General features: G+C 65.0%; 15 protein-coding genes and 1 riboswitch. Of the genes, 7 read left to right on the forward strand and 8 right to left on the reverse strand.

Going from position 1 to position 14,440, the window contains the following annotated elements; all coding sequences use genetic code 11:
• Nucleotides 1–104 precede the first annotated feature (104 nt).
• Nucleotides 105–533: a universal stress protein gene (locus OW521_RS12775; RefSeq protein WP_268020012.1), complete on the reverse strand. Its 429-nt coding sequence runs from the start codon at nucleotides 531–533 to the stop codon at nucleotides 105–107.
• Complete coding sequence (locus OW521_RS12780) at nucleotides 530–1,837, reverse strand: aminotransferase-like domain-containing protein (RefSeq protein WP_268020013.1); 1,308 nt, start codon at nucleotides 1,835–1,837, stop codon at nucleotides 530–532. Before OW521_RS12780 ends, OW521_RS12775 begins: the two co-directional genes overlap by 4 nt.
• A gap of 114 nt (nucleotides 1,838–1,951) precedes the next feature.
• Between OW521_RS12780 and OW521_RS12785 the strand changes: the two genes are divergently transcribed.
• Nucleotides 1,952–2,785, forward strand: a complete 834-nt coding sequence (locus tag OW521_RS12785; protein ID WP_268020014.1) for an isocitrate lyase/PEP mutase family protein — start codon at nucleotides 1,952–1,954, stop codon at nucleotides 2,783–2,785.
• 8 nt (nucleotides 2,786–2,793) lie between these two features.
• Here OW521_RS12785 and OW521_RS12790 read toward each other — a convergent pair whose 3' ends face one another.
• From OW521_RS12790 to OW521_RS12800, 3 genes are all read right to left on the reverse strand, one after another.
• Nucleotides 2,794–3,594 carry a GerMN domain-containing protein gene (locus OW521_RS12790; RefSeq protein ID WP_268020015.1) on the reverse strand — a complete coding sequence of 267 codons (801 nt, stop codon included), beginning with the start codon at nucleotides 3,592–3,594 and terminating at the stop codon, nucleotides 2,794–2,796.
• Between the two features lie 163 nt (nucleotides 3,595–3,757).
• On the reverse strand, nucleotides 3,758–4,156 hold the full coding sequence (locus tag OW521_RS12795; RefSeq protein ID WP_268020016.1) for a DUF1801 domain-containing protein: 399 nt from the start codon (nucleotides 4,154–4,156) through the stop codon (nucleotides 3,758–3,760).
• A gap of 111 nt (nucleotides 4,157–4,267) precedes the next feature.
• Nucleotides 4,268–4,831, reverse strand: coding sequence for an NAD(P)H-dependent oxidoreductase (locus tag OW521_RS12800; protein ID WP_268020017.1), 564 nt, complete (start codon nucleotides 4,829–4,831; stop codon nucleotides 4,268–4,270).
• Between the two features lie 125 nt (nucleotides 4,832–4,956).
• Here OW521_RS12800 and OW521_RS12805 point away from each other — a divergent pair, with 125 nt between their 5' ends.
• The 5 genes from OW521_RS12805 (at nucleotide 4,957) to OW521_RS12825 (ending at nucleotide 8,925) form a co-directional block, all read left to right on the forward strand.
• Nucleotides 4,957–5,568, forward strand: coding sequence for a TetR/AcrR family transcriptional regulator (locus tag OW521_RS12805; protein WP_268020018.1), 612 nt, complete (start codon nucleotides 4,957–4,959; stop codon nucleotides 5,566–5,568).
• A 42-nt stretch (nucleotides 5,569–5,610) separates the two neighbouring features.
• The gene (locus OW521_RS12810) at nucleotides 5,611–6,657 is read left to right on the forward strand and encodes a Gfo/Idh/MocA family protein (RefSeq protein WP_268020019.1); all 1,047 of its coding nucleotides are present in this window, start codon (nucleotides 5,611–5,613) and stop codon (nucleotides 6,655–6,657) included.
• 204 nt (nucleotides 6,658–6,861) lie between these two features.
• Nucleotides 6,862–7,533, forward strand: a complete 672-nt coding sequence (locus tag OW521_RS12815) for a hypothetical protein (protein WP_268020020.1) — start codon at nucleotides 6,862–6,864, stop codon at nucleotides 7,531–7,533.
• Between the two features lie 133 nt (nucleotides 7,534–7,666).
• On the forward strand, nucleotides 7,667–8,218 hold the full coding sequence (locus OW521_RS12820) for an RNA polymerase sigma factor (protein ID WP_268020021.1): 552 nt from the start codon (nucleotides 7,667–7,669) through the stop codon (nucleotides 8,216–8,218).
• Nucleotides 8,215–8,925 (forward strand): hypothetical protein, encoded by a 711-nt coding sequence (locus OW521_RS12825; RefSeq protein ID WP_268020023.1) that lies wholly within the window; start codon nucleotides 8,215–8,217, stop codon nucleotides 8,923–8,925. Before OW521_RS12820 ends, OW521_RS12825 begins: the two co-directional genes overlap by 4 nt.
• A gap of 260 nt (nucleotides 8,926–9,185) precedes the next feature.
• Here OW521_RS12825 and ald read toward each other — a convergent pair whose 3' ends face one another.
• Nucleotides 9,186–10,304 (reverse strand): alanine dehydrogenase, encoded by a 1,119-nt coding sequence (gene ald, locus OW521_RS12830; protein ID WP_268020024.1) that lies wholly within the window; start codon nucleotides 10,302–10,304, stop codon nucleotides 9,186–9,188.
• A gap of 220 nt (nucleotides 10,305–10,524) precedes the next feature.
• Between ald and OW521_RS12835 the strand changes: the two genes are divergently transcribed.
• Nucleotides 10,525–11,739 carry a PucR family transcriptional regulator gene (locus OW521_RS12835; RefSeq protein ID WP_268020025.1) on the forward strand — a complete coding sequence of 405 codons (1,215 nt, stop codon included), beginning with the start codon at nucleotides 10,525–10,527 and terminating at the stop codon, nucleotides 11,737–11,739.
• A 158-nt stretch (nucleotides 11,740–11,897) separates the two neighbouring features.
• Here the strand turns inward: OW521_RS12835 and OW521_RS12840 are convergent, their stop codons facing one another.
• Both OW521_RS12840 and OW521_RS12845 read right to left on the reverse strand, forming a co-directional pair.
• Nucleotides 11,898–13,025 (reverse strand): hypothetical protein, encoded by a 1,128-nt coding sequence (locus OW521_RS12840; RefSeq protein WP_268020026.1) that lies wholly within the window; start codon nucleotides 13,023–13,025, stop codon nucleotides 11,898–11,900.
• Between the two features lie 2 nt (nucleotides 13,026–13,027).
• A riboswitch (cyclic di-AMP (ydaO/yuaA leader) is annotated at nucleotides 13,028–13,178 on the reverse strand.
• Nucleotides 13,179–13,318: 140 nt separating this feature from the next.
• Nucleotides 13,319–14,395, reverse strand: coding sequence for a flavin-containing monooxygenase (locus OW521_RS12845; RefSeq protein ID WP_268020027.1), 1,077 nt, complete (start codon nucleotides 14,393–14,395; stop codon nucleotides 13,319–13,321).
• Nucleotides 14,396–14,440 lie beyond the last annotated feature (45 nt).

Here is a 14,440-nt window from a genome sequence, read left to right on the forward strand (position 1 = left end):
TGGGGCCACCCCAATTTTACCGGCGGCAACCCAGCCGCACGGCCGAAATCGGGGTGAGACCGCCCACCACAACGCGTGATCCCCGTCTAATGCCCCGCTGCGGCTTAGGGTTCGTCCGTCTTGGCGATGTAGACGTCGCACGGAGCATTGTGGGCCACGGTGTTGGCGACGCTGCCGAGAACGCGTGCCAGTCCTTGCATGCGACGGTTGCCGACGACGATCAAGCGCGCCCCGACGCGTTCGGCTTCGCGGATCAAGGCTTCTCCGGGCTTGCCGCGTGCTGCTGTGTAGCTGATTTCAAGTTGCTCGCTGTTGAGCTTGCCGGCAACTCCGCGGGCGACCTTCTCGGCGTCGTCGGCATCCGAGACGATCCATCGGTCGCTGCCGCTTTCAAAGACCTCGGTGCGGTCGCTGTCGAATGCTGTCACGACGCGAAGGCTGGCTCCCAAAGCGACCGCGAGGTCCCTGGCTGCCTCGGCCGCCCTCATCGCGGTCTCACTGCCGTCTACTCCGACCACTACGATTCCGCTCATGATGTAACTCCTTTGTTGATGGTGTCGATCGCTCCGCGCAGTACCGGTGCCAAACGGCGGACGCCTTCGGCAATCGACTCAGGTGGCACTGCGCTGAAGGCCAATCTCAGTTTGTTGGACGGTTCGTCCGAGTGCGTAAACGCCGCGCCGGGGATGAACACGACCCCTGCCTCGATCGCCTTCTTGAGTAGTGGGTACGTGTCCACACCTTCGGGCAAGGTCACCCAGACAAAGAAACCGCCCTCGGGCCTGGTCCAGCTGAGGCCGGAAGGCATGTGCTCTTCCAAGGCTACGAGCAGGGCATTGCAGCGTTCCTCGTACAGGGCCCGGTAAGTCTCAATCTGCCCGCGCCAGTCGTAATCCCGAAGATATGCCGAGATGATCATCTGATTCAGGGTGGGAGGGCACAACGTCACGGCTTCCGACGCCAGGTAGAAGCGCCGCTGCAAATGCTCGGGAACAAGCGCCCAACCGATCCGGAGTCCCGGGGCGAAGATCTTGGAGAATGACCCCATATAGATGACGTCATGCGCATTCGCTGCCCGCATCGGCGCCAACGGGTGGCCGTCGAAACGCAAAAGACCGTACGGGTTGTCCTCGAGGACCAAGATATTCGAATTACGGCATATATCTACGATCCGCTGACGGCGCCCGGGGGCAAGGGTGATGCCGGAAGGATTGTTGAAGTTGGGGATCGTATAGAGGAACTTGATGTTCTTGCCCTTAGCCTGAAGCTCCGCGATCTTGGCTTCGAGCAACTCCGGGACCAGGCCGTGGCCGTCCATGTCCACCGTCTCAACCTGGACCTGGTAGGCCTCGAAGGTGTTCAGGGCGCCCACATAGGTGGGGTTTTCCACGAGCACGACGTCGCCCGGATTGCAGAAGACCTTGGTGGCAACGTCCTGGGCTGATTGTGAACCTGCGGTGATCACGACGTTTTCCGGCCGGGCGTCGGTGATTCCTTCTGCGGCCATGATTTCGCAGATCTGGGTACGAAGTTCCTCGGTGCCCTGCCCGCCGCCGTACTGCAATGCCGTCATGCCTTCTTCGGCGATGATGCGCGCAGCCGTCTGGCCAAGTTTCTCGAGGGGGAGGGACTGCAGGTAGGGGTTTCCGCCAGCGAGGGAGACGAGTCCCGGGCGCATTGAAATGTCGAAGACGTCACGCACGGCGGACTGCTTGATGTTGGCGGCGCGCTCCGAGAAGAGTTCCTCGTGGCGGTGGGCGGCAGTTGCTGCTCGCTCGATTGCGTCAATTGCTTCAGCGGGCAACTCCGGCCCGATATCCAATGTTTCGTGGGTCACATTGACAGGATACCCCCCGGAGTTGCCAGCAAGGCAACAGATGTTTCATCCCATTTTCACGATTCGGGGTGCGATTCGCTTTACGTCCGGCTGCCGGGAGGCTGGAATAGAGCAATGATGATGCATCCCGAACTCGAATCCAAGGCCCTCCTCTTCCACGAGCTACACGCCGTGCCACAGGCGCCCTTGGTTCTGGTGAATGCGTGGGATGCCGCATCGGCGCGGATGGTCGAGGAAGCAGGTGCGACGGCGGTGGCCACGTCCAGCTCGGCAATCTCGTGGAGCTTGGGGTACCAGGACGGGGACCACCTGCCGCGGCAGCTCGCGATGGAGGTGCTGTCGCGGATTGCAAAGGCCACGCGCTTACCGGTGACCGCCGACATCGAGACGGGTTACGGACGCACTGATGAAGAGTTCCGGACCACGGTCCGAGCGGTGCTGGACGCAGGCGCCGTCGGGATCAATATCGAGGATTCAGCGGAACAGCCCCTCAGCGACATTGCGGAACAGTCCAGGCGGATCGCCCTGCTCAGGCAGGCAGCCGATGACGCCGGCGTCGGGCTTTTCATCAATGCGCGCACCGACACCTATTGGTCTGGAAAGTTTCCGGACACCGCATATGAGGAAACGCTTCGACGGGCGGACGCGTACCAGCAGGCCGGGGCGGACGGAATATTCGTACCGGGGTTGGCGGATCTCCATATTCTTCACGAACTTTCCCGACGGATCAGCGTGCCGCTGAATGCGCTGGCCGGCCTGGGTTCGCCGTCGCCCGGAGAATTGCACGACGCCGGAGTGCGGCGGATCAGCATCGGCGGCGGCACTGCCAGGGCCGCTTACGCGACGGTCTCCCGGCTCGCCATGGAAGTTCTTGGCGACGGCAACTGGTCCGGCCTCGCCAGAACCTTGAGCTACGCAGACATGGACGCGCTCTTCGGCGGGAGGTAGTGCCGCCCTCAGCGCAAGCGCAGGACTTCCGACAGGGGGCGCCCGTCAATATAGATCGCGGCCTGGGATGCTCCCGTAGCCGCCACTGCGGTCTGCGTCAGCTGGGTTTCGATCCGCGGATGGTCGCACACGCCCCCGGGACGGAGGGAGCCGCTCAGGTTCACGACGGCGGTGGATCCGTCGAGGTAGCCCGAAACATAGCGCAGCGCGGAACCCGAGAGTGCGTTGTACAGGCCTGCCCGGGTTGCGGTGTCATCAGGCGCCAGCAATTGCCCCATTGCCGCAGCGAGCGGGTCGCCGCCTGCAGGGGCACTGAATCGCACAGCCACCAGGCTGTCATCGCAGCCGAACCGCACGCCGCGGCTGCCGCCGTCGCCGATTGCCACGAAATACACGGCGGTCCCAGTCGAATCGACGGCGGCTGGGAAGGGCGCCGGGGCCTGCGGACTCGGGCTTCCTGACACCGTAGGAGACGCGCTTGGGGGCGAAGCGGCCGGGTTGGGTGTCTTTGCGGTTCCTGGGTTCTGGCTTTGCGTCGCCGATGGTCTGGGGGTGCCGGTTGCTGGGCCGGACGTGGCTAGCGGAGCCACGGGAGGCCCGTTGAGGGACGGAGGAGGCGCAGGACGGGGCGTCGGAACCGGCCCGGCCACGGGCGCCTGAGTCGCCGGAACGTAGCCCTGCGAAGCGGAGGGCGAACTGGCCGGAGGGCCGCCGCCGGGGGAAGCGCAGCCAGCCAGGCAGAGCGCGAGCGGCAGGCACAGTGCGGCGATCGCCGTCGTCGTGCATTCCACGCCGCGCCTGACCCGCATGACAGCCCCGCTCCTGCCCTGAACACCTCTGGTGCCTGTAACTCAACGTTACGGCTGGCCGCCCCGGTGTAGGCCGCCCCGCCCATGACGGTTCGGCCTCATCTCAGTCACGGAATGGTAGCGGCGCGGGGACGTGATGCTTCCATTTCCTGGCCCGTTCCGGCTAACCCGCTCCTTTGATCTTTCGCCAGCCGCCTGCGCGGTTGTTGGCCGCGATCTGCCTCAGCATGGTGACGAGCGGGGTACTCGGGATCACGTCGTGCTGGTGGAAGGTGATCGTACGGGCGGTCTTGTTGGCGTGCCCGGAGGTGATGATGTTGTCCGGATCGGGAACAATGGCGCCGTCGTAGAGGAACAGATTGACGTGGTCCTTGGCCGCGAGCAGCGCGCAGACGTTCCCGTCGAGAACGAAGTAAGGCTGCGTGCGGCGCTTGATCGTTTCGACGATTTCGGGTTCGGCCTCGTGGATGAGGTCGCGCAGTTGCTCGCAGATGGCGCGTTGCCAGTCGGGGAGGGCCTCGAGGTAGGCGTCGACTTCGGGGTGGCGGTTGTAGTCGGCCATGCCGCCATCGTATCGACAAAGAATGCCCCCGCCCACGCCTAGACGGCGGGACGGGGGCATTTCCTCGCCGGCGCGCGGAGCGCCGTCCGGCGGCCCGGCGAATTTTGAGAACTAGGCTGCGGCTTCTTCCTGGACGGCCGTCAGGGGCTCGAAGATGCCCTTGATCTGCTCAACAACCTCAGCGTCGTCCTTCGGGTGCAGTTCGGCGAAGCGGATCATGGAGCCCGGAACGGCAAGCTTGACGTCTTCGAGAACCTTGGCTCCGGCGATGCCAGCGGCCTTGCGGGCCTCGTCCTGTGCCCAGACTCCACCGAACTGGCCAAAAGCGGTACCGACGACGGCGGTCGGCTTGCCTGCCAGCGCACCGGCGCCGAACGGACGGGACAGCCAGTCAATGGCGTTCTTGAGGGACGCCGGCATGGTGCCGTTGTGCTCCGGGGTGACCAGCAGGATGGCGTCGGCTTGGGCGGCGGCAGCGCGGAGGGCTGCGGCTTCGGCCGGGACCTGGCCTTCGACGTCGATGTCTTCGTTGTAGAACGGGATGTTGCCGAGGGAGCCGTGGATCTGCACGTCAACGTTTTCCGGGGCGTTGAGCTGGATGGCTTCGGCGAGCTTGCGGTTGTGGGAATCGGCGCGGAGGCTGCCAACAAGGGCGAGAACGGTGTTCTTGGACATGGGAACTCCTTGGGTCTGGCCGCGGATGGGGTGCCGCGGGCTCTCGGTTTCTGAGGCGTTGCTGCCTTCGTAGATTCTAAACGGACTGCGGTCCGCTTAATATTCCCGAGGCTAGAATGTTTTTTGTGAGCCTCATTCCCATCCGGCCCGAGTTGCCTTTAGGGGCATCTCCGGAGCGTAGCGACGCCGCGCGCAACCGCGAACGGCTCCTGCAGGCTGCCAGGGAACTCGTGGCGGAACACGGAGTGGACGCCATCACGATGGACATGCTCGCCTGCCGGGCCGACGTCGGGAAAGGGACGGTTTTCCGTCGCTTTGGCAGCAGGGCAGGGCTCATGATGACCCTCCTGAGTGACGCCGAATCGGACTTCCAACGCAAGTTCATCTTCGGTCCGCCGCCTCTTGGCCCGGGCGCGCCTCCACTTGAACGCCTCATTGCCTTCGGCGAAGCGCGCATCAAGTATGTCGAGGAGTACGGCGAACTGGCCCGTGCCGCGGCCGAGCATTCCCCGCAAAACCGGCATGACGCCCCACCGGTCGTGTTGTGGCACCGGCACCTTGAAATGCTGTTGCGGGAAGCGGGCCTGGACCGCGATCCTTGGCTTCTGGCTCTTTCCCTCGGCGCCGCCCTGGATCCCGAGCGCGTGCTGCATTCCCTGCGGATGCACAGCGTCGCGCCTGAGCGACTGGCGGCCTCGTGGCGCGAGCTCGTCACCCGCCTGCTGAAAGACGCCTGACAAAACCTTCGCCGGGCTGTCTTGGGCCGGTAGCGTAGCGGCATGACCCGCACACCGATCCGCACCGCCGTCGTCGGCTATGGCCTTTCCGGCAGCGTCTTTCACGCGCCGTTCATCGCTGCCAACCCCTCGTATTCCTTGGAGGTGATCGCAACTTCGGACGCGGGCCGCAAGGCCAAAGCGCAAGAACGATACCCGGGCACCAAGCTCGTTGACGGGCCGGGCGACGTACTCTCGCTTGCCGGAGAGTTGGACCTCGTAGTGCTCGGCACGCCGCCGGCTACGCACCACCCGCTCGCGAAGGCGGCGCTGGAAGCCGGACTCGACGTCGTCGTGGACAAACCATTCGCCGTGACCAGCGCGCAGGGACAGGACCTGATCGAACTGGCCGCGAGGCTGGGCCGCGTGCTCACGGTCTACCAAAACCGCCGCTGGGACGGCGACGCGCTGACCGTGAAGAAGCTGCTCGATGCCGGGACACTGGGTGAAGTAATGCGCTGCGAGGCGTCGATGGAGCGTTGGGCGCCCGAAATCAGCAAGGCGTGGAAGGCAAGCGCAACAGCCGACGACGGCGGCGGGCTGCTTTTCGATCTTGGCACCCATTTGCTGGACCTCGCTGTGCAGATGTTCGGTCCTGCGGAGGTCATCCACGCCGAAATCCTGGCGCGCCGGCCGCAAGAAAAGGCAGATGACGACGTCTTCCTGGTCCTGAAGCACCTGTCCGGCGTGATCAGCCACGTTGCCATGAACGTCAACAGCCAGCTCCACGCTCCACGCTTCCGCATTTTGGGCAGCAAGGGCGGCTTCGTGAAGTACGGAATCGATCCCCAGGAGCCGTTCATCCTTGCAGGCGGGTTACCCACGGATGGCGGCTACGGCGTCGACGATCCGCAGTACTACGGCACGCTGGAAATCGATGGCGTGCGGACCACGGTTCCCACGGAACGCGGCGCCTACCAGGAGTTCTACCGGATCCTGGCGGCGAAGATCGACGACGGCGGTGCCGCCTCCGGCTTGCTGCTCCCGGTGGATCCGGCCGGCCCAGTCGAGGTACTCAAGCTGATTGAGCAGGCCAGGGCGCTCGCCTGACCGGCGCGAACTGGCATCAAATGACCCCAAAACGCTTGGGAAGGGTCATCTACTGCCAGTTCGCGCGAAAGTTTTTTTGGATCGGGCGTAACTTCTCCGGGGCCCCCAGCGATGTAAGGGGAGTGTGGGCAACGTCCGCACTGATCATCCGGTAGCGACAAAGCCGCTGCCGGAGCATTCCAAAAACGTTTGTCGGAGGGTTCCATGTCCTTGTTCACTGTCCTTGCCACCAGCAAAATCGCCGCTAGCGCCCTGGCAGCCGGAGCTGTCGCGGTTGGCGGAACCGGCGTCGCAGCCTTCAGCGGAGCGCTTCCCACCGAAATCCAGCAGAGCGCCCACGAGCTGGTCGGAGCACCGGCTCCCATCGCCTCCAACGCAGCCGAGACCGACAGGTCCAAGGCGGGTGACGCGTCCGGGACCGTCAAGTCCAAAGCAGCCGACGCCGTGGACGCCGCGAAGTCCAAGGCTACTGACTCCGTGGACAGCGCAAAGTCCAAGGCCGCAGCAGCAGCCGCTTCCGCCAAGGCCACCGCGCCTGAGGCATTCGGCCTTTGCACGGCGCTGCTCAACGGTGGCCTGAAGGGTGACGCCAAGGTGCCCGGTTACTCCTCCTTGGTTGTTGCCGCCGGCGGCGAAGCCAACGTCGAGGCACACTGCGCAACAGTAGTGACCGAAGGCAAGGCTGCCGGACTGAACGCCGACGGTTCTGCGTCCGTGAAGGCTGACGCCGAAGGCACCGCTACGTTGCCTGCTACGCCCGCCGTCCCGGCTGTTCCCGCCGTGCCGTCCGCACCCGCTGTACCGGCTGTTCCCGCCGTGCCGTCCCACGTCCCCAGCGCTCCCGTGGACGTACCGGCCGATTCTGTCCGGCCGTAACGCGACAGCTACGCTTGAACGGCGGGGCTCCTTGGCAGAATGACAAGGAGCCCCGCGACGCAACAGACGGCGGCAGTGGTCATTTCCCAGGCCAGGGACGGTGACCATGCTGCATGGGATGGAGGGGTCGCGGGTGCTTGACCCTTTGGCTGATGAATATTTGCAGGCGGACGAGGACGATCCCGCACTGCTCTTCACGGCTGCCTACAACAATTTTTCAGGACCGGTCTTTGGATACTTGCGCGCCCGCGGCGTAGATGACCCGGAAGCAGTCACGCAGGACGTGTTCCTGGCCCTCTACCCCAAACTGGCTTCCCTCCGCGGCGGCCTGCAGGGGGCCAAGACCTTGCTCTTTTCCATCGCCCACGCCCGAATGGTGGATCACTACCGCAAACGGGAGCGCACTCCTGAGGCTGCGCCCTATGAACCCGATCTAGACGCGCGGCGTACACCGTCGGCGGAAGACCAAGCCTTCGGGCACGGGGAAGGACTGGGCGTGACGGAGCTCCTGGCAGACCTCGCCTCCGACTACCGCGAGGTCTTGGCTTTACGGGTCGTGGCGGACCTGTCGTTGGAAGAAACAGCGGACATCATGGGCAAATCCCAAGGAGCCGTGAAGCAGTTGCAGCGCAGGGCATTGAGTGCACTGAGAGAACGTGCATTACTAAGGAATGGCACATCATGAGCGAAAAATCCGCATCCTGCGGCGAGCAGGGCATCGACCGCCTGCTTGCTGAGGCCGGGCTCGACGAAGCGTACGAGATCCGGACCGAGCTGCTGGAACTGCGCGCCCTCGCAAACAACCGGCCGCAGCCGTCAGCCGCAGTGCAGGCCTTGATGGCGCCCGCCTTGATGGCGCCTGCGCGCGGCATCGCTGCATCTGCCGGAGGCGCGGCTGCACCCATTGACGAATTGGTGGCCCGTCGCCGCAAGAAGAGCCGCATGGCCTTCGCTGCTGTTGCTGTGGCCGCTTCCCTCGCCGCTGGCGCTACCGCCGCGGCTGCCTCCGACGGCGGCATTCCGGGCACGATTGAACACTTGGGCGCCGTGGTGGGATCGTTCGTCTCCCAGCTCACGACCGGATCGGGCGGCAACGCTCCGCAACAGCAGGGGACGCGTTCAGAGCCGATGCCCACTCGCGAGACAAGTGTTCCTGCAAAATCCACGCCGGTACCCACCAGCCCCGACGCTCCAAGCAGCACCGCGCATCCAACCCCACGCGCCACTCCCTCGGCCGGGTCCCTGTCGGATCCGCGTGAGGGACTTCGAGACATTGCCAAGGGCGGTCCGGAATCCGTCACGATCCCGACGCCGGCTATCACCGGTCCGACGCTGCCGTTGCCAGAGCCCGTCCCCTCGGAGATTCTCCCGGGCAACCCGGTCAAGCCGTAACGGTCCTAAACCCCCGCGGTCGTTCTCGACCAGACGCTCCCGCAGATTTGACCCGTTTTCGCCCGACGCTCGATCAGGAATACGCCCGATTCCTGCAACCCTCCTGCACTTGACGTGACGGAGCGTTGGGCCAACCATGCCTTAAAGGTGAGCGAGGGTCCGCAAGAACCACGACGGCGGGGTGCCGCTTCCCATGGAAGCCGCACCCCGCCGTCGGGCCCGGTTAGACCGCGTCGCGCTCGTTAGAAGCGGAAAGAAGGCTAGGCCGAGACCAGATTGTGCCAGTCGGCGACGAGGGGCAGGTTGTGCGCCTCGGAAACCGAGTGGTGAGCCACGTGGCCTCCGGCGATGTTGAGGCCGGCAGCCAGTGCGGGGTCGCGGTCGAAGGCAGCCTTGACGCCCAGGTTGGCAAGTGCCACTCCATAACGCAGGGTGACGTTGGTCAGCGCGTAGGTGGAGGTGTTCGGAACGGCGCCGGGCATGTTGGCGACGCAGTAGAAGATCGAGTTGTGGACCTTGTACGTGGGTTCCTGGTGCGTGGTGGGGTGCGTGTCCTCGAAGCAGCCGCCCTGATCCACGGCGATGTCCACCAGCACGGAGCCGGGCTTCATGCGGGAGACCAGCTCATTGGTGACCAGTTTGGGAGCCTTGGCCCCCGGGATCAGCACGGAGCCAATGACGAGATCTGCGTCGATGACTGACTTCTCGATCTCGTACGCGTTGGAGGCGACGGTCTTCAGGCGGCCCTGGTAGAGAGCGTCCAGTTCGCGCAGGCGGTTGATGTTGATGTCCATGATGGTGACATCGGCACCGAGGCCCAGAGCCATTGCAGCGGCGTTGGTTCCGGCAACGCCGGCGCCGAGGACAACAACCTTGGCCGGGCGGACACCCGGAACGCCGCCCAGCAGCACACCCTTGCCGCCGGCCGGTGCCATGAGGGAGGAGGCTCCCACGACGACCGACAGTCGCCCAGCGACCTCGGACATAGGTGCCAGCAGGGGCAGGGTGCGGCCTTCCTGCACGGTTTCGTAGGCGATGGCCGTGACGCCGGAATTGATGAGCTCCTGTGTCAGTTCAGGCTCGGCGGCCAGGTGCAGGTAGGTGAAGAGGATAAGGCCCTTGCGGAAGCGGTGGTACTCGGCGCTGATGGGTTCCTTGACCTTCATGACCATGTCAGCGCGTGCCCAGACGTCGTCGGCTTCGGCCACGATCTCAGCACCCGCAACCGCGTATTCCTCGTCCGTGATGCCGGAGCCCAGGCCCGCGCCGCGCTCCACCAGGACGGAGTGGCCGTGTGTGCGGAACTCGTGAACCCCCGCGGCGGTGATGGCAACGCGGAATTCGTTGTTCTTGATCTCTTTGGGGACACCGATAATCATTTTGGGCTCCATGTTCGAAAGGCTTCAACGGCCTTTTTCTCTGCGGGGGACTGTGATTCCAGAATAAATCCGCTGTGAGCCAAGCGACATGAAAGGCGACGGCAGCCGTCAGGAACTTCCCTGGATTTCCGGGGTTTTTGCCTTCTCAGGCTCGACATTTGTCGAGGCTGAGAGCGTCAGGTGTCGCCTGATGTTCGGTGGGCAAAGTAGTGTTTTCTCCATGCAGCAAGACGTGGAGAAAATCGTCGAGGACGTCGCACTCAAGTTGGGCCGCGGCCTCTCCCTGGAAGACCTCGACGGCGTCCTGCTCGCCTACAGTTCCAACCAATCCCATGCGGACCGCGTGCGCGTGAATTTCCTCCTGAGCAAACGGGTTCCGGTGGACGTCAGTGCTTGGCAGCTTTCGCACGGCATCGCCACGGCAGTGCGTCCCGTCGTCGTACCCGCCAATGAAGAGCTCGGCATGGTGGGGCGCGTCTGCGTCCCGCTGCTGGTGCGCGGTTTCCGCGTGGGGTACCTCTGGGTCCAGCAGGACCTTGACGAGCAGACCGCGACGGCGATCCTCGCCGAGTTGCCGGGCGTCCGGGACGAGCTGGACCTCCTGGCAGGACTGCTGCTCGATTCCAATACCGCCGAGTCGGAGTTCCGGCGCCGCCGAGAGCAGGAATTCCTGGCTGCTTGCCAAGGAGAATCCAACGCGGTGGCGGCCGTGGCCGGATGGAAGGAAATCCAAGGCCGGGGCCCGTGGCAGTTGGTTACCGTGCTTGACGCAGAGGACAGCCGCGGCGTCGCCGATCCCATCGCGGCCACGCTGACGCACCGTTCCGCGGCGCTGCAGGCAACCATCGGCGTCGATTCCGTACTTTTCAGCGCCGGCACGGAGACGCATTCGGTCCTGCTGTTCCGCGAAACCGGCGGCCGGGCCGAACATGCGCAAGTCCTGGTCCACTATCAGCTCGAGCTCGCCAAGCGTGCCGGCCGGAAGGTGGACCGGGTCATCCTTGGCATCAGCGAGCCGTTTTCGGTGGTCCGTCAATTGGGGCGGGCCTACCGGCAATCGAAGCTCGCGGCCCAGGCTGCCGCCGTCGATCCTCCACTCGGCGAGCTCGTGGACAGCCGCTCGGCGGGCATCTACCAGTTGTTCGAACGGCTGCAGGCGCCTGGCGGCTGGGACGATTCGGGCTCTTCACATTTCCAGGCGATCGAGGACGCAGACCGCAACGGCGAGCTCCTGCCCGTGCTCGAACTGCTTTACGACAGCGACGGTTCGGTCCAGGACGTGGCCACGAAGCTGCACTTGCACCGCAGCAGCATCTACAACCGGCTGGCCAGGGTCCGGCAACTCATCGGTGCTGATCCGTTGAATGGCGCTATCCGGCTCGAACTGCACGCGACGCTCAAAGCGCGCCGCTGGGCGGGGCGGCCGCGGATTTGAGGTTGCCCGCATTTGAGGCCGCGCCGGTTACCCCTTGAACGGCCGCAGCTGAAGGCTGCAGCGCCAGCGGTCCGGGCGACGCTGGACTGTTGCGGTCTTGGTGCTCCGGCAGCACCGGCCGTGCCACTCGACGGAAGAGGTTCGATGCTTTCCCATCCTCACAGCAGAGCTCCGCTCGCGGCGTCCAAAATCGACCCGAGATCCACGCCCGGTTGGGTGGGCTGCGGCGTGGCCGTCGATGGGCTGCTGGGCTGTACCGGCGGTTTCGGCTTCGATTGGCCAGGTGGCGTGTGCGAGGACGGGTCGGTCGGGGTGGGCGTCGGCGAGGCCGGATCGGTGGGGGTCGGGGTGACCGTGACCGGGGGATCCGGGCTGGGAGCCGGAGCGGGTTGCGCCGGTGTGGGAACGGCTGGCACCGGAGTAAGGCTTGGGGGCAGCGCTGATGGGACTACGGAGGGAACCCGAATGGAGACTGATGGTGCCCCCGCGCTCGACGGCTTGACGGCGGCGGGCCCTTGCTGCGGCCCTTGCGCTGGGTCCGCAGTAGTCTGACCGGCCTTGGCGCTCGGGGTAGCTGCCGAAGGTAGCGCTGCAGTGCTGGGGGAAGTGCTTGCCGTCGTGGAAGGAGTGCCGGACTGCGTGGAGCTCTGGTCCTGGGCGCGGGTTTCCTGGCCGAAGAAGGGCAACTCAAGAGCCTGGCTGACGGAAGCCGCCGCCAACAAGATGCCTAGGGCTCCTGTCACCACTGCCATTCGGTTGCTCATCGTCCGGATGGTCGCAGCCTTTTTGAGGACGGCGTGCGGTTCCCGGCTGAACGACGATCCGGCAGAGGACACCGGAGTGAAGCCTGCACGAGTTGCCGTTGGAAGGGCGGTTGTGGGTGCCTTCTGGGTTTCGGCGGGGGGTGCAACGGTCGAGATGACTGCGGTGGCGGGTTCCGGTTCAGCGGGAGCCGCGGGTGCCGCCGTCTTTGTTGCCACTATCGGAATAGCCGCGGTGGCGGGTTCGGGGGCGGTAGTTGGTTCCACCGCTGCGGGTGGAACCGCCGGAATGCTCGCGGTCTCGCTGGCTTGGGCTGCCCGTTTCCGCTCGGCCGCGCGGGCGGCCGCTCGCGTGGTGGGCGCCGCCGTCGTCGGGTTCGTCGGGGTGGTTGGTGCCGGCGTCGAAATTTCGGAAGCCGGTTCAGGGATGAACGGTCCACCGTCTTGGGCCCGACGGCGTCCGGTCGGTTTGGTGCGCTCGCGCGCCACTTGGGCACGGCGAGGCTGATCCATGGTTGGGGACATGGTGATTGCCTCTCAACGCCTTCGAGGTTAGCTGTCGGGTTCGGACGAGGCCGTCCGGCCGCGCATGGCGGCTTCACCCCAAGGGCCTGTGGAGAAGTAGGCCCGGAGACTCTGGGTCCCCCGTCTCTGCCGCACGTCTAGCGGAATCCGGGTTGCGGCAGAGCTCGGCGTCAGCCCGGAAGCGGCCCAGCTGGGGATTGGGTCGCCCCTCGACGCTACAACAGCCGACTAGAAAAGTCACATTTAGATAACGGGCCGGGCGACCGGTATTCCGCGGGATTTCGCGCGCGGATCTAGTTCCGCTGCGCTCCAGTTTGCCCGGCGATGAGTCCGGCGACATGTTCGGCGTCCCGGCCGACGCCACCCACAAGGCCCGAGGTCAGCCCGTATTGGAACGGCATGCCCACGAAGAACAGCCCCGGCAGTTGTTCCACGGCGCCCCGGCAGGTAAGCGGCCAGCCGTCCTCGTCCGCCGGAAGTCCTTGGATCCAGGCAAAGTCCGGTTGGTAGCCGGTCGCCCAGATCACGGTGGAGACTGGGAGTGTTTGGCCATCGTCCAGGAGCGGTTGGCCCCCATGGGTGCCCGTCAGGCGTGGCAGGCGGGTGACTGCCGCGGCGTCGAGCTCTTTTGTGGAGGCCCGGATCAGAGGCGCGCCGTGCTTGGTGAAGCCGACCGCAACCTTGCGGCCGATAGGAGTGGATCGGTTCATCACATTGTGGATGAAGAGCCACCAAAGCCCCCCGGCGTATCGCGTCACTGGACCCGGAACGTGGAACGGGGGAGTTCCGGCGATGTAGGTGCGGTGGCTGGATGCGAGCTCCAAGGCAATTTCGACGCCGGAAGTGCCGGAGCCGACCACCAGGACATCTCCGGGCGGAACTGAGTCCGGGTTGGCGTACTCCGCGCCGTGCAGTTGGTGAATGCCTGGGTCCAAGGCCTCCGCGAAGGCTGGAATCCTCGGGCGGGCATTCGGGCCCGTTGCAACAACCACGTTCTTGGCCAGGATCGGTCCGGAGCTTGACTGGACTCGGTATCGGCCGTCGTCGCGCTCGATTCCGGTGACCTGGACGCCATGACGCACCGGGAGGTTCCAGTTGCCGGCATACGCCTCGAGGTATTCGGCCATGGCGTCTTTGCTGGGAAAGGTGCCCCGGTTGGCGGGGAAGGGCAGGCCGGGCAGCGAGTCGTGCTGCGCAGGGGTGAAGAGTCGCAAGGAATCCCAGCGGTTCCGCCACACATCGCCTGTGCGAGCACGTGAATCCAGGATGAGGAAGTCTTGCCCTTGTTTCTTCAGATGGAATCCGGTGGCGAGCCCGGCCTGTCCGGCGCCGATAACCGCGGTGTCTACTTGCTCAACGTTCATGTCCATCGCGAAGCCTCCTGAGGTGTGCTGGCTTCATTAGAATAGCATTCC

Origin of the sequence: Arthrobacter sp. MMS18-M83 (genome assembly GCF_026683955.1) — a bacterium.
GTDB lineage: Bacteria > Actinomycetota > Actinomycetes > Actinomycetales > Micrococcaceae > Arthrobacter.

Coding starts and splice junctions, on each gene's coding strand:
- OW521_RS12775 (WP_268020012.1), bottom strand. CDS start 533: ATGAGCGGAATCGTAGTGGTCGGAGTAGACGGCAGTGAGACCGCGATG.
- OW521_RS12785 (WP_268020014.1), top strand. CDS start 1,952: ATGATGATGCATCCCGAACTCGAATCCAAGGCCCTCCTCTTCCACGAG.
- OW521_RS12790 (WP_268020015.1), bottom strand. CDS start 3,594: ATGCGGGTCAGGCGCGGCGTGGAATGCACGACGACGGCGATCGCCGCA.
- OW521_RS12795 (WP_268020016.1), bottom strand. CDS start 4,156: ATGGCCGACTACAACCGCCACCCCGAAGTCGACGCCTACCTCGAGGCC.
- OW521_RS12800 (WP_268020017.1), bottom strand. CDS start 4,831: ATGTCCAAGAACACCGTTCTCGCCCTTGTTGGCAGCCTCCGCGCCGAT.
- OW521_RS12810 (WP_268020019.1), top strand. CDS start 5,611: ATGACCCGCACACCGATCCGCACCGCCGTCGTCGGCTATGGCCTTTCC.
- OW521_RS12815 (WP_268020020.1), top strand. CDS start 6,862: ATGTCCTTGTTCACTGTCCTTGCCACCAGCAAAATCGCCGCTAGCGCC.
- OW521_RS12825 (WP_268020023.1), top strand. CDS start 8,215: ATGAGCGAAAAATCCGCATCCTGCGGCGAGCAGGGCATCGACCGCCTG.
- ald (WP_268020024.1), bottom strand. CDS start 10,304: ATGATTATCGGTGTCCCCAAAGAGATCAAGAACAACGAATTCCGCGTT.
- OW521_RS12835 (WP_268020025.1), top strand. CDS start 10,525: ATGCAGCAAGACGTGGAGAAAATCGTCGAGGACGTCGCACTCAAGTTG.
- OW521_RS12840 (WP_268020026.1), bottom strand. CDS start 13,025: ATGTCCCCAACCATGGATCAGCCTCGCCGTGCCCAAGTGGCGCGCGAG.
- OW521_RS12845 (WP_268020027.1), bottom strand. CDS start 14,395: ATGGACATGAACGTTGAGCAAGTAGACACCGCGGTTATCGGCGCCGGA.